This window comes from Shewanella khirikhana (assembly GCF_003957745.1).
GTDB lineage: Bacteria > Pseudomonadota > Gammaproteobacteria > Enterobacterales > Shewanellaceae > Shewanella > Shewanella khirikhana.
Genome location: NZ_CP020373.1, coordinates 465,996 through 485,899, shown reverse-complemented (window position 1 = coordinate 485,899; position 19,904 = coordinate 465,996). Strand labels below are relative to the sequence as shown.

Below are 19,904 nucleotides of genomic sequence, written 5' to 3'. Positions count from 1 at the left end.
AGCCCAAGAGTAATGAATAAGTAGGTTGATACCCCATGGTTCTTTTTTCTGCGTCAGCCATGTTTTTTTACTGTATCGCCCTGGTACTGGTCACCAGTCGCCTGTTCCATGCAGAAGGCCCCAACCGCCGCGCGGTTGCCGCTGTGGCCTCAATTGCAGTGGTTCTTCACGCCGCCGCGCTGCAACAAGCCATCTTTACCGATGATGGTCAGAACTTCAGCCTCACCAATGTGATCTCCTTGGTGAACTGGATCATTGCCTTCACCTTCAGTGTGCTGATTTTCCGTCTCAAAGTGATAGTAGTGGTGCCGGTGGTGTATGCCTGCTCGGTGCTGTCGGTAGCGCTGCTGTGGCTGGTACCACCCAAGTACATCACCCATTTTGAGCACAACCCAGAGGTGCTGGCCCACGTGGTGCTGTCGCTGATGGCCTACAGTGCGCTGATGATTGCCGCGCTCTATGCCATTCAGCTGGCGATGATCCAGAAAAAGCTCAAGCAGAAACAGTTTATGTTGAGCCCGGCGATGCCGCCGCTGATGACAGTGGAAAAGCAGCTGTATCACCTGGTGATTATTGGGGTGATTCTGCTCAGTCTGGGGCTTGCCACCGGCTTTATTTTCCTCGATGACATGTTTGCCGAGGGCAAGGGCCACAAGGCCATTCTGTCGATTATCGCCTGGTTTGTGTACATCATTATGCTGTGGCAGCAGTACTCGGTAGGTTGCCGCATTCGCACCGCCATCGCCTACACCCTGACAGGGGCAACCCTGCTCTCACTCGCCTATTTTGGTGCCCGTATCGTCAAGGAACTCATCCTTCACTGATACTCAAGGCGGGGGCTTCAGGCCCCCGCTTCTCTTGACACCCCTTTAAAATGCCAGTATTTACTAACTTCGCCCGGCATTAATGGAGCCCCTGCTTGGAATCGATATCGACCGGAACACTTCTGCTGTCCCTGTTAGTGTTAATCCTGATCTCTGCCTACTTCTCAGGCTCAGAAACCGCGATGATGTCCTTAAACCGCTACCGCTTGCGCCATCTGGCAAGCAGCGGCCACAAGGCAGCCAAAAGGGCCTCCAAGCTGCTTGACCGTCCAGACCGTTTGATTGGTCTTATCCTGATTGGCAATAACCTGGTAAACATTCTGGCATCGGCCATTGCCACCATTATCGGCATCCGTATTTGGGGCGATGTGGGCGTGGCAATTGCCACAGGTGTACTGACTGTCGTGGTGCTGGTGTTTGCCGAAGTGACCCCAAAAACCGTCGCCGCATTGCATCCTGAACGTATCGCTTACCCGTCGAGTTTGCTGCTCAAGTGGCTGCTGGTGATACTGCAGCCGCTCGTGAAAGTGATGAACATCATTACTTCCGGCATTCTGAGGCTGATTGGTATTCGCAATGTGGCAACCAACGATGCCCTGAGTCAGGAAGAACTGCGCACCGTTGTACACGAGGCCGGCGCCCTTATACCCCAACGTCACCAGGACATGCTGCTGTCGATTCTGGATTTGGAGAAGGTGACGGTGGAAGACATCATGATCCCCCGCGCCGAAATCTACGCCATTAACGTCAATGACGATTTCAAAGTGATTAACCGCCAGGTGGTTACCAGTCCCCATACCCGGGTGCTGGTTTATCGCGACACCATCGACGATGCGGTCGGCTTTATCCACCTGCGTGACGCCCTGAGACTGCAATCCAAAGAGCAGTTCAGCAAATCCACCCTGCTGCGGGCGGTAAAAGAGCTGTACTTTATTCCAGAAGGCACCCCGCTCAATGTGCAGCTCGCCAACTTCCAGCAAAATAAAGAGCGCATTGGTCTGGTGGTGGATGAATACGGTGATATTCAGGGTCTGGTTACCCTGGAAGACATTCTTGAAGAGATTGTCGGCGACTTCACCACCTCCATGGTGCCCACCGCCAGTGACGAGATTTTCCAGCAGGAAGACGGCAGCTTGCTGATTGATGCCGGTATCAACATCCGTGAATTGAATAAAGAAATGAAGTGGGACTTGCCCACCGATGGCCCTAAAACCCTCAATGGGCTTATTCTCGAATACCTGGAAGAAATCCCCTCGCCCAACACCAGTATGCGCCTCGAAGGCTACCCGATTGAAGTGATTGAGGTGGCGGAGAACATGGTCAAAACGGTGCGGGTGATGCCAGACCTCTACCAGGCACCGATAGCAGCAAAAAAGACGCCTTGAGCGTCTTTTTTCTTATCTCTTTCCAGACAACGTTTCCAATCAGGCCAGCAGACTCAGCCGCCTTTTCTGGCCGCTTCCAACGCCCTGCGTGCAGCAATCGCCCTGGGAGTGATTTCCTTATCAAGCTCTTTTTCAAGCCCCATGGCAAAGTAAAGCTCGGCCATCAAAAAGAAAGGGCCTATCAGCAGCTGGGTTAAATCATCAATAAAGGCCGGCTTGGCTTTCTCGTATTGATGGCCAATTAGCTGAAACACCCAGCCAATCACAAACACCGCCGCGGCAATCCAGCCTGCGTGAGGTACAGCCGCCATCTTATCTGAGGTATAAAGCACCGGCAGGATAAAAATCAGCATGCCGACTGCGAGGCGCAGATGCAGCCTAAGGTAGTAAGCGAGCACTATCAGGGTAAACACCATGGCGGCACTGGCCTGGCCAAAGCTGCCAAGCTCAAACCGGATCAGCCCAAGCCAGACAAAGGCCGACCAGATGATAAGCGGAATGCCAACAAAGTGGGTTTTGATGTTGGTCGGGTTCAAATGCACGCTCTTGTAGCGCGCCAGCTGCTCGACAGCGGTCTTCATAATACTCTCCTTGGCATGGGTTCTTATTGTGGTTTTACTGCCTGACGGGCCGACTGCGCCCGTAACAAATGGTACGAATGTACCAGTAGAGCAAAGAAAGCCGTCATTGACAAGCCACCTTTCACCAGCCACAAAAAAGGGAGCCAGGCTCCCTTAATCTCATGCACTCAACAGAGTATGGCGGTTGCCACCGCATAATGCCGCTCATCGGCTATGGACAGGCGTATTTGACTGCCGCCGAGCTGCTGCATCCGCTCGAGCGCACCGTCGGTGAGGCGCACACAGGGCGCGCCAAAGTCGTCACTGTAGGTCTCGATATGCTGAAACGACACACCGCGGCCTATACCCGTGCCCAGCGCTTTGGCCACCGCTTCTTTGGCGGCAAAGCGTTTGGCCAGATACAGCTCCCGCTGACCGCTGGCAACAAAGATAGCCAGCTCAGACTCGGTCAGCACCCGCCGCGCAAGGCGATCGCCGCCGCGCTCAAGCTGACTTCGAATGCGCTCAATCTCAACAATATCCGTTCCCAGCCCCAGCACTGACATTACTCGCCCCGGCGACCTTCAAGCATCAGTTGTTTCATGTCGCGAACGGCTTTCTCAAGACCGTCAATGGCGGCGCGGGCCACAATCGCATGGCCGATATTGAGCTCATACAACTCGGGGATGGCGGCAATGGGCTTCACGTTGTGGTAGTGCAAGCCGTGACCGGCATTCACCGTGATACCAAGGCCGTGGGCGTATTTGGCCATAGAGGCGATGCGCTCAAGCTCGGCTTCGGCGTCTGCCTCGGTGTGGGCATCGGCGTAGCGGCCAGTGTGAATTTCGATATAGGGCGCTCCCACTTCATGGGCGGCATCGATTTGGGTCTTGTCGGCATCGATAAACAGCGACACCAGAATACCCTGGCCAGCCAGGCGCTCAACTGCGGCGCGGATTTTATCCTTCTGCCCTGCCACATCCAAACCGCCTTCAGTGGTCAGCTCTTCGCGTTTTTCAGGCACCAAACACACATAAGTGGGTTTTACCTCACAGGCGATATTGAGCATCTCTTCGGTCACGGCGCACTCGAAGTTCATCCGGGTTTTGAGGGTTTTGGCCAGCAGGTAAACATCGCGGTCGATGATGTGGCGTCTGTCTTCACGCAGGTGAATGGTGATGCCATCGGCACCGGCATGCTCGGCCACGGCAGCGGCGTGCACTGGATCCGGATAATTGGTGCCACGGGCCTGACGCAGGGTGGCGATATGGTCGATGTTCACGCCCAGAAGAATGCGGCTCATCGGGTACTCCTTCACTTTTGTGTTAGCGGTTTTGGCTGGCATTGTACTAAATACGCCCCCGCCCTTGATATAGCCAAGGGCGCAATTTGCCATCGACCTCAATGAGAGTTTTGCAGCTAAAGGCTTGCCATGGAGCCAGGGGGATTACTCCGGGCGGGCACGGCTGGCAAAAAGCTGGCGACTGACCAGCGGCTTGTCGCCAACAAAGGGCGCAAGCAGGCTGCGAAGAAGCTGCTTGGCGGCGGCAAAGTCCTCACTTTCCAGGGTTTGATTGGCGAGCGCCAGCAGTGTCCGGCCGGGAATGGCGTTGGCCTGCAATGAGGTCACCAGACCGCCTTCACTGCCGGGGCGATACCCGAGTGCGGCTTCAATGGCGTCGCCGCTGGCATCGCGGATAAGTGACGGACAGGCCCCAAGCTCGGTCAGCAGCTTCAGCTCAAAATAGCGCAGCTGCGGCTGACTGAAGCTTCTCGCCATGGCCATCAGGGTTTGGTGATAGTCGAAAAACAGCCCTTCTGCGCCGTGGCTGTGGCTTAGACAGCGCATCAACAGCTCGTTGAGGTACATGGCAGCGTAGAGGGCGTCGCCCTGCAGCGGAATGGCAGGTGCGTAGGCTTCGGGCTGGTTCAGGGTTCTAAGCTCCCCCTTGCCCGAGAGTGAAAACAGCAGTGGCTGAAAAGGTTGCAGCAGCGCCCGACTGGAGCGCTTGCCGCTGCCGAGCCGTGCCACCGCATCGACCCGGCCTGCGCCATCCACCAACAGGTTAACGATGGCACTGTTTTCCCGATATGGGCGCGAATGCAGCAGGTAACCCCTTTCCATCGCGGCCCCGGGATTAATCTTCGCCGTAACCCAGGCTGCGCAGCGCCCGTTCGTCATCGGCCCAGCCGGATTTCACCTTCACCCACACTTCGAGGAACACCTTGTTATCGAACAGGCGTTCCATGTCTTTGCGGGCCTCGGTGGCGATGGTGCGAATGCGCTCGCCTTTCTTACCGATCACCATGCGCTTCTGGCCGTCACGCTCAACCAACACCAGGGCGTTGATTTGATAAACGCCGTTTTCCATCATCTTGAACTGCTCGATTTCCACAGTGGCATCGTAAGGCAGTTCGTCGCCGAGGAAACGCATCAGCTTTTCACGGACGATTTCAGAGGCCATAAAGCGCTGGCTGCGATCTGTTACATAATCTTCCGGGAAGAAGAATACTGACTCAGGCAGTGACTCACGGGCCAAGTCCAGCAAACGCTCAACGTTGGTGCCCTGCTTGGCACTGATGGGCAATATTTCATCGAATTCGTATTTCTTTGATACTTCAATCAGATAAGGGAAAAGCTCGCCTTTCTCCTTAATGCCATCCACCTTGTTGATGGCCAGCACCGTCTTGCGGTGTTCACCGCCACGGCGCAGCTTGTTCAGCACCATTTCATCGTCGGCGGTCCAGGTCATGCCGTCCACCACGAAAATCACCATGGACACATCGGCCAGCGAGCTGGCTGCCGCACGGTTCATCAGGCGGTTGATGGCGCGCTTTTCTTCGATGTGCAGGCCGGGTGTGTCGATAAACACAATCTGGTTCGGCCCTTCAGTATGGATACCCATAATGCGGTGACGGGTGGTCTGCGGCTTACGGGAAGTGATACTGATTTTTTGATTCAATAACTTATTGAGCAAGGTCGATTTGCCCACATTGGGGCGCCCCACGATGGCGACCATACCGCAGTAGGTAACATCGTAATGCTCTTCGGGCTGATTCTGGCTGTTCATGCGTGCCAGCAGATCGTCCAAACTGGGTTCAGACTCGGGCACACCTGACTCGGGTTTCTTGCTCATTGTTTCAATAATTCCAACACTTGAGCCGCAGCCATCTGTTCGGCTTTGCGGCGAGAACTGCCTACGCCCACCACGGGCTCAGCAATATCGATAACACGACATTCAACGGTAAAGGTTTGGTCGTGTGCCTCGCCTTCCACCAGGGTAACCTGATATTCGGGCAAAGGCTTCTTAACGCCCTGCAAATATTCCTGCAGCAGGGTCTTGGCATCCTTTTGGCCAACGCCGGGTTTAATCTCGGCGAGGCGCTGCTGATACCAGTTCAGCAGCAGCGCGCGGCAGGTTTCAAGGTCGGCATCCAGATAGATGGCGCCAATGATGGCCTCTACCGCATCGGCGAGAATGGACTCGCGGCGAAAACCGCCGCTCTTGAGCTCACCCGGGCCGAGATTCAGGTAATCACCCAGTTTGAACTCCTTGGCGATAATCGCCAGGGTGTCGCCGCGCACCAGAGTGGCACGCATGCGGCTCAGATCGCCTTCGGTGGCCTTAGGAAACTGATGGAACAGCGCATCCGAAATCACGATGGAGAGAATGGAATCGCCCAAAAACTCCAGCCGCTCATTGTGCTGATTGGAGGCGCTTCTGTGGGTCAGCGCCTGCTCCAGCAGTTTGACATCGCTAAACTCGTAACCCAGGGTACGGCACAATCTGGGCAGATTTTTGATGGGCTCCATACTCACTGGATACCACCTACGCGGTTAAAGCGCACGCCGGAGGGCACCCAGGTCGGCAGGGTATCAGACGGCTGACGCTCGAACTCGAAGCTTATCCAAATAGCCACGGCCTTACCCACCAGGTTTTCTTCAGGCACGAAGCCCCAGAAACGGCTGTCGGTACTGTTGTCGCGGTTGTCGCCCATCACGAAGTACTGGCCTTCAGGCACCACAAACTCACCTGCTGGCAGGTTGCCTTTGCGATAAAACATACCACGCATATCGGGGCGGGCCGGGTTAATAAGAATATTGTGCTCAACCTTGCCCAGGGTTTCTTTGAACTGCTTGAGGCGCATTCCATCCTGCATAAACTCGCTGTCGCCATCGGCCACGCGGGTAACCTTGGCAGGCACGCTGTCGCACACCTCGCCTTCGATGCAGGCACGCTGAATGTAGAGCTCTTTATTTTGATAAAACACGCGGTCTCCCGGCAGGCCCACCACACGCTTAATATAGTCCTTAACCGGGTCTTCTGGGTACTTGAACACTATGATATCGCCGCGCTCAGGGCTGCCGGTTTCAATCACCTTGTTACGCCACATGGGTTCGCGAATGCCGTAGCTGAACTTCTCCACCAGAATAAAATCGCCCACCAGCAGGGTTGGCATCATGGAGCCAGAGGGGATCTGAAATGGCTCATACAGGAAAGAGCGCAGCACCAGCACAAAGGCAATCACCGGGAATACCGAATGGGCCGTCTCAACAATGTAAGGCTCTTTGGTGATGGCCTCAGCGGCCTCTTCAGTGAGTGAGGCATTGGACGACTGAGCCACCGCCAGCGCAGCCTTGCGCTTGGGGGCCTGGAACAGGACATCGAACAACCAAATCAAGCCTGAAACCAGGGTGACTATCACCAGAATTTGAGAAAAATACGCAGCCATTAACGGGGTTACTCCTTGGCGTTAAAAGTGATTGGCTTAACTCTTCATATCGCGTTATCGCCTGTGATGAAGAGCCAGTCGCTTTGGTGAGCATACCCACTGAACTTTCAATTCCTGTGTCGGGATTTGCTAACCAAAGCGCCGCAAACTGCGGCGCCTTATCGATGTTTTACTAAGCAGGGCTTAGGGGTGCAAGCAAAAGAATGTGATCAATCGTTAAGCTTGAGCACTGCGAGGAAGGCTTCCTGCGGCACTTCCACGTTGCCCAGCTGCTTCATCCGCTTCTTACCTTCTTTCTGCTTCTGCAGCAGTTTCTTCTTACGCGACACGTCACCACCGTAACACTTGGCGGTTACGTCTTTACGCAGCGCCTTCACGGTAGAACGGGCTACCACCTGGTTACCCACTGCGGCCTGAATCGCGATATCGAACATCTGCCTTGGGATTAGCTCTTTCATCTTCTCCACCAGGGCAATACCCTTGTGGCGGATGTTGGAGCGGTGAATGATCATCGCCAGCGCGTCAACGCGATCGCCATTGATCAGCACGTCCAGACGCACCATGTCAGCAGGCTCAAAGCGAATGAAGTTATATTCCAGCGAGGCATAACCGCGGCTGGTTGACTTCAGACGGTCGAAGAAGTCCATCACCACTTCGGCGGCAGGAATATCGTAAGTCAGTGCCACCTGATTGCCGTGGTACACCATGTTCTTCTGAACACCGCGCTTCTCCACACACAGGGTGATAACGTTACCCAGATACTCTTTAGGGACCAGAATGTTGGCCTGAACGATAGGCTCGCGCATCTCTTCGATGTGGTTAATGGCCGGCAGATCGGACGGGTTATCCACGTACACGGTTTCGCCGTTGGTCAGTACCACTTCGTATTCCACGGTTGGCGCCGTGGTGATAAGGTCCAGATCGTATTCACGCTCCAGACGCTCCTGAATGATTTCCATATGCAGCAGACCCAGGTAACCGATACGGAAACCAAAGCCCAGCGCAGAGGACGTCTCAGGCTCAAACTGCAAAGACGCATCGTTGAGGCTGAGTTTGTTCAGCGCATCACGGAAGCTCTCATAATCGTCGGTGGAGATGGTAAACACACCGGCATATACCTGGGGCTTAGCCTTCTTAAAGCCTGGCAGCGGCTTGTCGGCACCATGCTTGGCCAGGGTCAGGGTGTCACCCACGGGGGCGCCGTGAATTTCCTTGATGCCGGCGATAACATAGCCTACCTGACCGGTTTTCAGCTCAGCCTGGTCTTTCATCTTCGGGGTGAAGATACCAACGCGATCGGCGTTGTAAGTCTGGCCTGTGCTCATTACCTTGAACTTGTCGCCCTTCTTGAGCACGCCATTCTTGATACGCACCAGCGACACTACGCCGAGGTAGCTGTCGAACCAGGAGTCGATAATAAGAGCCTGCAGTGGCCCTTCCTGCTCGCCTTCCGGCGGCGGGATCTGCGCCACTATGGTTTCAAGCACATCTTCGATACCTACGCCGGTTTTGGCGGAGCAGCGCACCGCGTCCTGGGCTTCGATACCAACGATGTCTTCAATCTCGGCGGCAACGCGCTCAGGCTCGGCCTGGGGCAGGTCGATTTTGTTCAGTACCGGCACCACTTCCAGATCCATTTCCAGCGCGGTGTAACAGTTGGCCAGAGTCTGGGCTTCTACGCCCTGACCAGCATCCACCACCAGCAATGCGCCTTCACAGGCAGCCAAAGAACGGGATACTTCATAGGAGAAGTCCACGTGGCCAGGGGTATCAATAAAGTTCAGCTGATAGGTCTCACCATTTTTAGCGGTGTAGTCCAGAGTCACACTCTGGGCTTTAATAGTAATGCCGCGCTCACGCTCAAGATCCATGGAATCAAGGACCTGTTCAGCCATCTCACGGTCCGTCAGACCACCACAAACCTGAATAAGACGGTCAGACAGGGTGGACTTGCCGTGGTCGATATGGGCAATGATGGAGAAGTTTCTAATGTGTTTCATTCTTCGGTAATGACCAAACTAAAAATGGAAGACAAAATCAAAGGTGCGAAATTGTACCCGATTACGGGGGCAATACCAATCTGATCCGCAGGAAAGTCAGACTGCTTTGGTCAGGCAAGTAGGTTCCACAGCTTTGCCCAGGCGGGCGAGGATGACAGGTTGAGTTTGACGCTCAAGATTTTTGGCAAGCCGCTTGCCCCAAAGCCAGGCAACAATGGCGCCAAGCAGTGAAAACACCACACTGGCGGTTTCACTGCCAAAGCTTAAGGCTGAGCCCGCCAACTTGCCGCCAAGGGCTCCCAAAAGTAAACCCGCCAGTGGCAGCAAGTACACCAAGGCCGCAGCTTTCAGCAGGCTGGATTCCGGCAGGCCGAGGCGGATCAGCTCACCTTCTTCGAAGGCTTCGGCGCTTTTGATGGCAAACTGCTGGGTTTTACCGGCAAAGGCACTGGCAATAGCGCCAGTGCCACAGTTTTCGCTGGCGGCGCAGTGGCCACAGGCGGTTTTGACTTCCACCTCGACCCTGACCCAACCTGAATTTTCGACCCGAATGACCCGGGCCAGTTCTTCCATCATGAGGGGTTATCCAGCGCCAGACTGCGAATGATACGGCTCAAGGTCGCCATCGGCACCCGGCCAACAGCAACCACTTCGGCGTTGCCAACCTTTTCAGTCACCAGCCCCAGACCATTGCGGGTCATAAGCTCATCGGGCATGGGGATTTGCCCTGCACGGCCCACGTATACCGAAATGTTGGCCACACCGTCAGTAAGTGCCACATATTCAACCGGCTCCTGAGAGCCCATCAAACGGTGATGATCCCGCGCAACAATGCGGAAGCCTTCCGGCAGCCAGGAGAAAGTCCAATTCTGGCCATCGTGGCGGTCGAGCTGGCTTATTACCGGCGGCCAATCCTGCTTGGCGGCTTCCACCAGCAGCGGCGCGGGCTCTTCAAGTACTATCAGTTCCACCACCATGATCTGCTCAAGCAGCTCTTTCTCTTCAGTGAGCAGTTCGTAGCGTAGTGGCAGGAAGGTTTCCATATCGACCCAAACCTGCAGCGGATAGCGGTGCGGATCGTTGGGAATGAACCGGATCAGCTGCCCAGGACGCCCGGCAATACGACTGCGGCCACCAAGCACAAACTGATAGCCTGCCTCGATGTCGGCAATGTTCCCGGCAAACACAGCGGGCCACAACCCCTGAATACGGTCGGCATTGACGCTGAAAGCCGGCTGATCATGCTCGATAAAGGTAACTGTGTGGCCGATACGGACCGCATTTTTGATAGGGCCATTCAAGTGCTCAAGAAAGGCCACTTCCTCATCGGCAACCTTGCCATGCAGGTACACCAAGGGGCGGATATGATCGGCCTGCAAATGAATGACCGACATCTTGAATTGTTCTTGATTGAGCGCCCGGCTCATGGATTCGAGCCAGGCTTTGGCGGAGAGGTCCTCGGCCGCAGCCGGCAGGACCAAGGCCACGAGGGCCAGGAGAATGGATCGCAAGCTAACTCCTTCAGCGATTGACTGGAACTGGGGTCACCTCGCTATTGTCGTCCACAACCACACCGCTGTTCAATCTCTGCTGCAACATATGATCCTGCAAATAGGCATTAATGCGACGACGCTGCTCGAGAACCTGCTCATTATTGAAACCCTGATTCTGATTCACCACAGGACCTGTTTGCAGGCTAACTGGGGTGGCAGAGCCCACCAGAGGACGGGTGTTGAAGACCGGCATTGGCTGAGTTTCATCGGCAGCCTGATAATTTTGCACCCCAACCACGGCCATCAGCGCCACAGCGGCGGCAATGCCGTATTGGCCAATCTGGCGCATAAAGGGCACCACAGTGGCTTTCCTGGGCTGGGCGTCTTCCATGGTTTCAGTTTGCGGAGCCAGAATAGTTGGTTCATCTTCCAGCGCCGCAGCGATACGGGAAGACAAATCAAGATGCAGGCTTTCAGGCATATCACCGCGCATGGCATCGCCAATCAGATGATAACGCTGCCACTGGGCGCGAGAATCTGTATCTGCGGCAAGTTCAGCCAGGGTTTGGCGATCGGTTTCGCCATCAACACTTGCAGATACCCATTCCTGTCCAATCTTTTCCATTACTCATGTCTCTCTAAAGGGTGTAAAACATGGCTGATGGAGCCTGGGCTCCTCAGGATTCCAGCAGTGGCTGCAGCTTCCTGTCTATCACTTCCCTTGCCCGGAAAATCCGCGAACGTACCGTGCCCACAGGGCATTCCATCACGTTAGCGATATCCTCGTAGCTCATACCATCAAGCTCACGCAGGGAAATGGCCATCTTCAACTCCTCGGGCAACTCTTCCAACGTTTCAAACACCACGCGTTTGATTTCGTCGGACAACATCAGTCGCTCCGGTGAGGCAAACTCTTTTAATGCATCGCTGCCGTCATAATATTCGGCTTCCTCGGCATCCACATCGTTGGCAGGCGCACGGCGCCCCTGGGATACCAAATAGTTTTTCGCCGTATTGACCGCGATGCGGTACAGCCAGGTATAAAACGCACTCTCTCCACGGAAGTTGGCCAGTGCCCGGTAAGCTTTGATAAAGGCTTCCTGTGCTACATCGGCCACATCGGCCTGATTACGCACATACCTTGATATCAGGTTTATCACCCGGCTCTGGTATCGCAATACCAGCAGATTAAAGGCGTTTTTATCTCCCCGCTGAACCAGCTCTACGAGCTCTTGATCGCTTTTTTGTCCACTCATCCGAGCCGACTTCTCCCAAATCTAAAACACTGATTTTTCAGTCGCTCGAATCATAACTACCTATGTAGACCAGCGTATCTTGAAAAAGTTCTGCGATTTTTATTAAAAAATCCCCGACCGGGGCAAGTACCCTAAATACCCAACATTGTTTATCATAGCGGGACATTTGAATCCGTCATGATACCCGATGAAACAAGCAGTTGAACACCAGTCAGACATTCTGGTTATTGGCAGCGGCGCCGCTGGCTTGACCTTGGCTCTCCATCTTGCTGAAAAAGCAAAGGTTATTCTGATCTCGAAAGGTCCGCTCTGCGAAGGCTCGACCTACTATGCCCAGGGCGGTATCGCATCGGTATTCGATGAGGATGACACAATTGAGTCCCACGTGGCCGACACTCTGGTCGCCGGGGCAGGCATTTGCGATGAAGGGGTTGTGACCTACACCGCAGAAAATGCCAAAGCCGCCATGCAGTGGCTGATTGAATGTGGCGTGCCCTTCGATAAAGAAGAGAACATCACCAACGAAGCCCAGCCATATCACCTTACCCGTGAAGGCGGCCACAGCCACAGACGGATTCTGCACGCCGCCGATGCCACCGGCAAAGCGGTACAAACCACACTGCAGGAACTGGCGGCGTCGCACCCCAATATTCAGGTGCTGGAGCGTTACAACGCCATCGACCTAATCACCACCCGCAAGCTGGGCCGTACCGGCAACCGGGTGCTGGGCGCCTATGTCTGGAACCGCAGTCTGGAGCAGGTTGAAACCGTAAAAGCGCGCTTTGTCGCGCTCGCCACCGGCGGCAGCTCCAAGGTATACCAGTACACCTCCAACCCGGATGTGGCCAGCGGTGATGGCATTGCCATGGCCTGGCGCGCGGGTTGCCGGGTGGCCAACATGGAGTTCAATCAGTTCCACCCCACCTGCCTGTTCCATGCCGAAGCACGTAACTTTTTGCTGACCGAAGCCCTGCGCGGTGAAGGCGCTTTCCTTCGTCGCCCCGACGGCAGCCGCTTTATGCCTGACTTTGACGAGCGCGCCGAACTCGCTCCCCGCGACATAGTTGCCCGCGCCATCGACTATGAAATGAAGCGCCTGGGTGTCGACTGCATGTATCTCGACATCAGCCACAAACCGGCCGACTTCATCATCAAGCACTTCCCTACCATCCACAGCCGCTGCCTGGAATTGGGTCTGGATATCACCAAAGAGCCGATCCCGATTGTACCGGCCGCTCACTACACCTGCGGCGGCGTGATGACCGACCTGCACGGCCAGACCGATCTCAACGGTCTGTATGCAATTGGTGAAGTGGCTTACACCGGCCTGCACGGCGCGAACCGTCTGGCCAGTAACTCACTGCTGGAATGCCTGGTGTTTGCCCGCGCTGCCGCTCAGGATATCGAAAGCCTGATGGGCAAAATCCCCATGCCGGGCCCCTTGCCTGCCTGGGATGAAAGCCGGGTGAGTAACTCAGATGAAGAAGTGGTAATTGCCCACAACTGGCACGAATTACGCCTGTTTATGTGGGACTACGTGGGCATAGTGCGCACCGACAAGCGCCTGGAGCGGGCCCTTAGGCGGGTAACCATGTTGCAGCAGGAAATTCAGGAGTACTACTCCAATTTCCGCGTCAGCAATAACCTGCTTGAGCTGCGTAATCTGGTGCAGGTGGCGGAGCTTATCATCCGCTGCGCCATGGCCCGTAAAGAGAGCCGGGGGCTGCACTGCAACCTCGACCATCCAGAGAAGCTCGAGCACTCCGGCCCGACTATTCTAAGCCCGGAGCGCTGATGAGTAAGCGGCACAGGTCGCGATAATCGCCATCGGCGAGCATATCGGCAAACACCCATTCAAGACGGCGCCCGCCGTCTTGATTTTTTAGCATAATCAAACACACAAAAGGCGTCACCCACTGGCGGCTTAAGGTGTGTTTGCCACGCTCATCTTCAAGGCAGCCCAGGGCATCTACACTGAATTGCCACTGCCAGCGTTTAAGGCTCAGCAACTGATACGAAAAATAGAAACAGATAACGCCAAGAGCGCCAAACTGTAACAAGCGAAATGGAAAGGATAAATCGGCCGGCCAGGCAAGCAGGCTGGTGAGGAAAAGCGCCCACAGGATCAGCAGGCTGAAGTACTGATCCCGCGAGGCCTTAAGCGAAAATCTATGGCGCCTCGCGTCCACGAACCGTAACCACCATGGCGGCAAGCTCGGGATCCTGGCAAATTTCATGGCCCATAAACCAGGCAAACAGCTCAGGGTCTTCACACTCAAGCAAACGCACGAATGTCGCTTTGTCGGCGTCGCTCAAGGCTTCGTAGTGCTTTTCAACAAAGGGCTGAAACAACACGTCCAGCTCCAACATACCGCGGCGACAGGCCCAGCGAACCCTGGCGATACTCATAACTTCAGTCACTTGATGCTTCCTTAAACCTCGGAAAAACTGCGGCTAAGTCTAGCAGGATTGGCGGGGCCCTGACCAGCGGCTCAGAACTTTTGCACCTGACTGTCGAGGCCGCCGAACAGATCGATAAAATCGGTTTCCAGCAACCGCTTAACCGCCGGATGCTGGATCATCCGTTCGGCAAACATCACGTGGTATTCCTCGCGCACATCCAGGGTTTCCCCCAGTAACTGCATACCATGGCCAAGGATGTCCTGCCGGTAGATGGACGGCGCCACAAAAATCCCTTGCCCAAAAAAGCCAAAGGCTTTCATCATGGCCGCATCATCGAATTCACCGAGAATACTCACGGTCAGGTTTTTTTCGGCAAACCAGCGATGCAGCTGCTGGCCAAGGCTGGTGCGCTTGCCGGGGATCAAAAGCTTGTCCTGCTCAAGACAGGCGGGAAAGGGCTTGCTGTACTCACGGGCGGAGAAGAAGCTCACGCCACATTCACCGAGCTTTTTGGAGAGGATTTCCGGGTATTTGAGCGACTCACCGGCACAATCAGACAAAATCATATCCAACTTGTGCTCCCGCAGGCGCGTCATCAGGCTCTCGTGGGTCGCTTCATAACAGGCCAGACGCATGGTGCCGTCGGTAGGCAGCACACTTAACAGTACCCGGCTGGAGAGCGCCTTGGACAGCGCATCGGCAATGCCCACCTCAAACAGCATAGCGGCATCTTTGCGGTAATTGAGGATATCCAGAAGCTCATAGCTTAGGTTGAACATCTTGTCGGCGTAGCGGTACACCAGCTCACCCAGATCCGTGGGCTCCAGCTGGCGACCAACCCGTTTGAAAAGCGCGCCCCCCAGACGATCTTCCAGCGCTCTTATCTGGCCGGTTACCGTTTGCGGGGTCAGGCACAGGGCTTCGGCGGCCTTGGCCACCGAGCCCTTGCTTTGCACCATCCAGAAGTAATACAGATGGTTATAGTTGAGGTGCTGCATCAGTTAACCGGCAGCCTTACTTGAGGCGCTGGCAATCGAGCAGGCTGTACATGGCCTGGGTCAACCCCGCCTGGTCCTGCACTTCACCTGAGTTCACCGCTTCAGTAAGACCCTCAAGCAGCACCTGCCGGTCAGGGATGCGGTCGGCGCAGAAACGGCGATTGGCATCCTGGAAGCGGCTGCCGCCTCGGTACTTGAGCGCCCGGCTCTCAAAGCCATTGGTTTCGGGTCTGGCACCAAGGGCACTGGTTTTGTACATCAAGGCGCCATCCACCACACCACCCAGATAGCTTTGGCAGGCCTCACTCTTACTGTCTTTAACACAGGTATCCAGCGATGAGGCGGCCGCAACACCAGACACCAGGGACAGGGCGATAACAGAGACTAATTTGATCTTCATGCTTTTTCTCCCGCTTGAGGCAGTACTTTGGACAACCAGAAGTACCCGATTACGGCTGCAAACAGCGAACCGAGCAGAATGCCAAGACGCGCCAGGTCGCCATAGGCTTCGCCGCCATGTTCAAAGGCCAGCGAGGCGATAAACATCGACATGGTAAAGCCGATACCACACATCACGGACACAGGTGCAATCTGGCGCCAGCCAATGCCCTGAGGCAGCTCAGCCAAACGCAGTTTGACGGCGATATAACTGAACACCATCACACCAATTGGCTTGCCCAGCAGCAGACCCAGCGCAATACCGACAGGCACGGGCGATGTCAGGCTGTCCAGCCCCATGTTGCCAAGCGGCACACCGGCGTTGGCAAAGGCAAACACTGGCAGAATAAGGAAATTACTCCAGGGGTGCAGGCTGTGCTCCAGATGCTCTGAGGGCGAGCTGCCGTCTTTGGCACGCAGCGGAATACAGAAGGCAATCACCACGCCGGCCAGAGTAGCGTGCACGCCGGATTTCAGCACCGCGATCCACAGGATGATACCGAGCACGCCATATGGCGCGAGGGCAGTAACACCCTTACGGTTCAGCGCGACCAGGCCGGTCACTGCCACGGCGGCAATGATAAGGCTCAGCATCGACAGATCCGTGCTGTAGAACAGCGCGATAATCACAATCACGCCAAGGTCGTCGATAATGGCCAGCGCCAGCAGGAACACCTTGAGCGCCACGGGCACGCGATTACCCAGCAGCGCCATGATCCCCAGCGCAAAGGCAATATCGGTGGCGGCCGGAATGGCCCAGCCTACCTTGGTCGCAGGATCGGCATAGTTGAAGAACAGGTAAATGGCCGCCGGAACCAACATACCGCCGATGGCGGCAAAGGTAGGTAGCGATGCCTTTGACGGGCTCGACAGCGCGCCTTCCAGCAGCTCACGTTTAACTTCCAGACCAATGAGCAAAAAGAACAGTGCCATCAGGCCGTCGTTAATCCACAACAGCAATGGCTTATTGATGTCCAACGCGCCAAAACGCACCTGCATCTCGGTGTTAAGAAACCCCTGATACAGACCGGAAAGCGGCGAGTTGGCGAGCAACATGGCCAGTGCAACGGCCACCAGCAGCAAGATGCCACCGGCAGACTCCTGGCTCAAAAAATTACGAATAGCCTTATCCATTTCGTTACTCCCAAAGAAACCTAATGTCCTGAGTGTAGCGAAATCAGATTAACAAACATAATCGTAAGTTTCTGCCTGATACCTCGATATTTCCGAGGTATCAGACGAAAGTTTCATCAACTAGATGGCAACAGGGGCCTTGATGTGGGGATGAGGGTCATAACCGCTGAGCTCGAAGTCCTCGAAGCGGTAGTCAAAAATCGACTCGGGGCGGCGCGCTATGGTCATGGTGGGCAGCGGACGTGGCTCACGGGACAGCTGCAGCTGGGTTTGTTCCATGTGATTGCTGTACAGGTGAGTATCGCCACCGGTCCAGACAAAATCCCCCAGTTCGAGATCGCACTGCTGCGCCACCATCATGGTCAGCAAGGCATAGCTGGCAATGTTAAATGGCAAGCCCAGGAACACGTCGCAGGAGCGCTGATACAGCTGACAGCTCAGCTTGCCATCGGCCACATAAAACTGGAAAAACGCGTGGCAAGGGGCCAGTGCCATTTTGTCGAGCTCACCCACGTTCCATGCCGACACAATCAAACGACGTGAGTCAGGGTTGGATTTAATCTGTTCAATCACCTGGGTTATCTGGTCGATATGGCGGCCATCAGGAGTTGGCCAGCTGCGCCACTGAGCGCCGTATACCGGACCAAGATTACCGTTCTCATCGGCCCATTCGTCCCAAATACTCACTTTGTTTTCATGCAGATAAGCAACATTGGTGTCGCCCTGCAAAAACCACAGCAATTCATGAATAATCGAGCGAAGATGGCATTTCTTGGTGGTGACCAGCGGGAAACCTTCGTTAAGATCAAAGCGCATCTGATAACCGAAAACCGAGCGGGTGCCGGTACCGGTTCTGTCACTCTTATCGGTGCCTTTATCGAGAATGTGCTGCATTAAATCGAGATATTGCTTCATCAGCGCGCTTCCTGTTTACGCAAAATCAAATACAGGCCGAAGAGGATCATCGGCAATGAAAGAATTTGTCCCATGGTTAAAAAACCGAGGTATAGGCCGAGGTGAGCGTCGGGCTGACGCACGGTTTCCACCAAAATTCGAAACAGCCCATAACCGAGCAAAAACATCCCGGAAACCGCCCCCACCTTGGTGGTGCGTTTGGCATACCACCACAGCAGCAGGTACAGGGCAACTCCCTCCAGTGCAAATTGATACAGCTGCGAGGGATGGCGCGGCTCGGGGCCGCCCGTTGGAAATACCATGGCCCAGGGCACATCCGACACCCGTCCCCACAGCTCACCATTGATAAAGTTGCCGATGCGCCCTGCCCCCAGGCCTATGGGCACCACAGGCGCTACCATATCGGCCACGGCAAAGAAGGGCCGACGCTGACGCCAGGCAATGTACACCATGGCGCTAATCACCCCAATCAGGCCACCATGGAACGACATGCCGCCTTCGGAAATCTTAAACAGATACAGGGGGTCGGCCATAAACAGGTCGAAATGGTAAAACACCACATAGCCAATCCGGCCACCGAGCACTACCCCAAGGAAGCCGTAAAACAGCAGATCGGACACCTGCTCCCGACTCCAGACACCGCCGGACTGATCGGCCTTGCGGTTCAAAAGCCACAGCGCTGCCAAAAAGCCCACCAGGTACATCATGCCGTACCAGCGCAGTGCAGGCTCGAAGGTTTGACCAAAAAGCTCAAACGGCCCGAAACGGGCAATCACAGGGTCGATATCAGGAAACGTCAGCGGCATAACATACTCGGTTTTTTGGGTGTGGCGTCAGCCCACCACCAGGCGCAGTCCAATTATGGTCAGAAGCAGCGCAAAAATTTTCTTCAGGATAGCGGTTGGCCAGCTGCTGGCGGCTTTGGCGCCAACGGGGGCGGTCAGCACCGAGGTACACACAATCCCAACCAGCGCGGGCAGATAAACGTAACCCAAGGTGTAATCGGGCATGCCTTGGGCATTCCAGCCGGCAATCACGTAACCTGTGCTTCCGGAGAGTGCAATCAGCAGGCCGGTTCCGGCCGACACGCCGACGGCGGTGCGCATGGCAACACCAAAAAAAGTCAGTAGTGGCACCAACAGGACGCCGCCACCAATGCCCATCAATCCGGCAATCAGCGCGATGAAAAACACTATTACAAACAAGGCGGCCGCAGATGGCAAACTGCGGTTTGACTCCGTCTTGAACGGATAGGTCATTTGCAGCGCCATCAGGATGACAAAAATTGCGAAGGCCTGGCGCAGCTGCTCCGCCGGAATACGTTCAGACACAAACCCTGAGGCAAGTGCACCTAGCAGTACCGCCGGAGCCAGCACTTTAAGCAGTGAAAAGTCGATATTGCCACGGCCATGGTGGGCCTTGGCGGAGGAAAGCGAAGTAAGAATAATCGCCGACAGTGACGTGGCGATGGCAACGTGAGGCAAATAGTCGGCGCCAAAGCCCACGCTTGGCAGTAAGTAGAGCAGCGCAGGCACTATCATCAGGCCGCCGCCAATCCCCAGCAGCCCTGCCATAAAGCCAACAAAGGCTCCCAGGAGCACACACCAGCCTATCACCCAGATGACTTGTTCCACGGCAAAACCTTGTGATTCTTCAATGGCCAGATAGCTTAAAGCATTACGGCCTGTGACGCGACCCAAAAGCTGGGCGCGGTGGCAAACTCAAGCGGTCCTGAACGACTCGGTCGTGAACCAGGCAGTCCTA

General features: G+C 55.3%; 23 protein-coding genes. 3 read left to right on the top strand and 20 right to left on the bottom strand.

Annotated elements, in window-relative coordinates; all coding sequences use genetic code 11:
• The first annotated feature begins 35 nt into the window (after positions 1 to 35).
• A complete protein-coding gene (locus tag STH12_RS02060) occupies positions 36 to 824 on the top strand; it encodes a cytochrome C assembly family protein (protein WP_126166021.1) in 789 nt (262 codons plus the stop codon).
• A gap of 95 nt (positions 825 to 919) precedes the next feature.
• Positions 920 to 2,209 (top strand): HlyC/CorC family transporter, encoded by a 1,290-nt coding sequence (locus STH12_RS02055; RefSeq protein WP_126166020.1) that lies wholly within the window; start codon positions 920 to 922, stop codon positions 2,207 to 2,209.
• Positions 2,210 to 2,262: 53 nt separating this feature from the next.
• Here the strand turns inward: STH12_RS02055 and STH12_RS02050 are convergent, their stop codons facing one another.
• The 12 genes from STH12_RS02050 to rpoE all read right to left on the bottom strand — a co-directional run bounded on the left by STH12_RS02050 (position 2,263) and on the right by rpoE (position 12,252).
• On the bottom strand, positions 2,263 to 2,790 hold the full coding sequence (locus STH12_RS02050; RefSeq protein WP_126166019.1) for an Mpo1 family 2-hydroxy fatty acid dioxygenase: 528 nt from the start codon (positions 2,788 to 2,790) through the stop codon (positions 2,263 to 2,265).
• A gap of 167 nt (positions 2,791 to 2,957) precedes the next feature.
• On the bottom strand, positions 2,958 to 3,335 hold the full coding sequence (gene acpS / locus STH12_RS02045; RefSeq protein ID WP_126166018.1) for a holo-ACP synthase: 378 nt from the start codon (positions 3,333 to 3,335) through the stop codon (positions 2,958 to 2,960).
• Positions 3,335 to 4,072, bottom strand: coding sequence for a pyridoxine 5'-phosphate synthase (pdxJ, locus tag STH12_RS02040; RefSeq protein ID WP_126166017.1), 738 nt, complete (start codon positions 4,070 to 4,072; stop codon positions 3,335 to 3,337). The genes acpS and pdxJ overlap by 1 nt, the downstream gene beginning before the upstream one ends.
• 144 nt (positions 4,073 to 4,216) lie before the next feature.
• Positions 4,217 to 4,894 (bottom strand): DNA repair protein RecO, encoded by a 678-nt coding sequence (recO, locus tag STH12_RS02035; protein ID WP_126166016.1) that lies wholly within the window; start codon positions 4,892 to 4,894, stop codon positions 4,217 to 4,219.
• 13 nt (positions 4,895 to 4,907) lie between these two features.
• Entirely contained in the window at positions 4,908 to 5,906 is a 999-nt protein-coding gene (era, locus tag STH12_RS02030; RefSeq protein ID WP_126166015.1) for a GTPase Era, read from the bottom strand.
• Entirely contained in the window at positions 5,903 to 6,583 is a 681-nt protein-coding gene (gene rnc, locus STH12_RS02025; protein ID WP_126166014.1) for a ribonuclease III, read from the bottom strand. The genes era and rnc overlap by 4 nt, the downstream gene beginning before the upstream one ends.
• Before the next feature lie 2 nt (positions 6,584 to 6,585).
• A complete protein-coding gene (gene lepB / locus STH12_RS02020; RefSeq protein WP_126166013.1) occupies positions 6,586 to 7,503 on the bottom strand; it encodes a signal peptidase I in 918 nt (305 codons plus the stop codon).
• A gap of 209 nt (positions 7,504 to 7,712) precedes the next feature.
• Complete coding sequence (gene lepA, locus STH12_RS02015) at positions 7,713 to 9,503, bottom strand: translation elongation factor 4 (RefSeq protein WP_126166012.1); 1,791 nt, start codon at positions 9,501 to 9,503, stop codon at positions 7,713 to 7,715.
• Between the two features lie 96 nt (positions 9,504 to 9,599).
• Positions 9,600 to 10,079 (bottom strand): SoxR reducing system RseC family protein, encoded by a 480-nt coding sequence (locus STH12_RS02010; RefSeq protein ID WP_126166011.1) that lies wholly within the window; start codon positions 10,077 to 10,079, stop codon positions 9,600 to 9,602.
• Positions 10,076 to 11,014, bottom strand: a complete 939-nt coding sequence (locus tag STH12_RS02005; protein ID WP_126166010.1) for a MucB/RseB C-terminal domain-containing protein — start codon at positions 11,012 to 11,014, stop codon at positions 10,076 to 10,078. The genes STH12_RS02010 and STH12_RS02005 overlap by 4 nt, the downstream gene beginning before the upstream one ends.
• 10 nt (positions 11,015 to 11,024) lie before the next feature.
• The gene (locus STH12_RS02000; RefSeq protein WP_126166009.1) at positions 11,025 to 11,621 is read right to left on the bottom strand and encodes an RseA family anti-sigma factor; all 597 of its coding nucleotides are present in this window, start codon (positions 11,619 to 11,621) and stop codon (positions 11,025 to 11,027) included.
• A 52-nt stretch (positions 11,622 to 11,673) separates the two neighbouring features.
• Positions 11,674 to 12,252 (bottom strand): RNA polymerase sigma factor RpoE, encoded by a 579-nt coding sequence (gene rpoE, locus STH12_RS01995; protein ID WP_126166008.1) that lies wholly within the window; start codon positions 12,250 to 12,252, stop codon positions 11,674 to 11,676.
• A 187-nt stretch (positions 12,253 to 12,439) separates the two neighbouring features.
• Between rpoE and nadB the strand changes: the two genes are divergently transcribed.
• Complete coding sequence (gene nadB / locus STH12_RS01990) at positions 12,440 to 14,047, top strand: L-aspartate oxidase (RefSeq protein WP_126166007.1); 1,608 nt, start codon at positions 12,440 to 12,442, stop codon at positions 14,045 to 14,047.
• Here nadB and STH12_RS01985 read toward each other — a convergent pair.
• The 8 genes from STH12_RS01985 to STH12_RS01950 all read right to left on the bottom strand — a co-directional run bounded on the left by STH12_RS01985 (position 14,025) and on the right by STH12_RS01950 (position 19,714).
• A complete protein-coding gene (locus tag STH12_RS01985) occupies positions 14,025 to 14,441 on the bottom strand; it encodes a protein YgfX (RefSeq protein ID WP_164551127.1) in 417 nt (138 codons plus the stop codon). The genes nadB and STH12_RS01985 overlap by 23 nt on opposite strands.
• Positions 14,422 to 14,661: an FAD assembly factor SdhE gene (locus STH12_RS01980; protein WP_126169389.1), complete on the bottom strand. Its 240-nt coding sequence runs from the start codon at positions 14,659 to 14,661 to the stop codon at positions 14,422 to 14,424. The genes STH12_RS01985 and STH12_RS01980 overlap by 20 nt, the downstream gene beginning before the upstream one ends.
• 83 nt (positions 14,662 to 14,744) lie before the next feature.
• Positions 14,745 to 15,653, bottom strand: coding sequence for a transcriptional activator NhaR (gene nhaR, locus STH12_RS01975; protein WP_126166005.1), 909 nt, complete (start codon positions 15,651 to 15,653; stop codon positions 14,745 to 14,747).
• A 16-nt stretch (positions 15,654 to 15,669) separates the two neighbouring features.
• The gene (locus STH12_RS01970; RefSeq protein ID WP_126166004.1) at positions 15,670 to 16,053 is read right to left on the bottom strand and encodes a hypothetical protein; all 384 of its coding nucleotides are present in this window, start codon (positions 16,051 to 16,053) and stop codon (positions 15,670 to 15,672) included.
• Positions 16,050 to 17,225, bottom strand: coding sequence for a Na+/H+ antiporter NhaA (gene nhaA / locus STH12_RS01965; RefSeq protein ID WP_126166003.1), 1,176 nt, complete (start codon positions 17,223 to 17,225; stop codon positions 16,050 to 16,052). Before nhaA ends, STH12_RS01970 begins: the two co-directional genes overlap by 4 nt.
• Positions 17,226 to 17,345: 120 nt before the next feature.
• Positions 17,346 to 18,140 (bottom strand): thymidylate synthase, encoded by a 795-nt coding sequence (thyA, locus tag STH12_RS01960; RefSeq protein WP_126166002.1) that lies wholly within the window; start codon positions 18,138 to 18,140, stop codon positions 17,346 to 17,348.
• Entirely contained in the window at positions 18,140 to 18,946 is an 807-nt protein-coding gene (lgt, locus tag STH12_RS01955; protein WP_126166001.1) for a prolipoprotein diacylglyceryl transferase, read from the bottom strand. Before lgt ends, thyA begins: the two co-directional genes overlap by 1 nt.
• Before the next feature lie 27 nt (positions 18,947 to 18,973).
• Entirely contained in the window at positions 18,974 to 19,714 is a 741-nt protein-coding gene (locus tag STH12_RS01950) for a sulfite exporter TauE/SafE family protein (protein ID WP_418856601.1), read from the bottom strand.
• Positions 19,715 to 19,904: the final 190 nt, after the last annotated feature.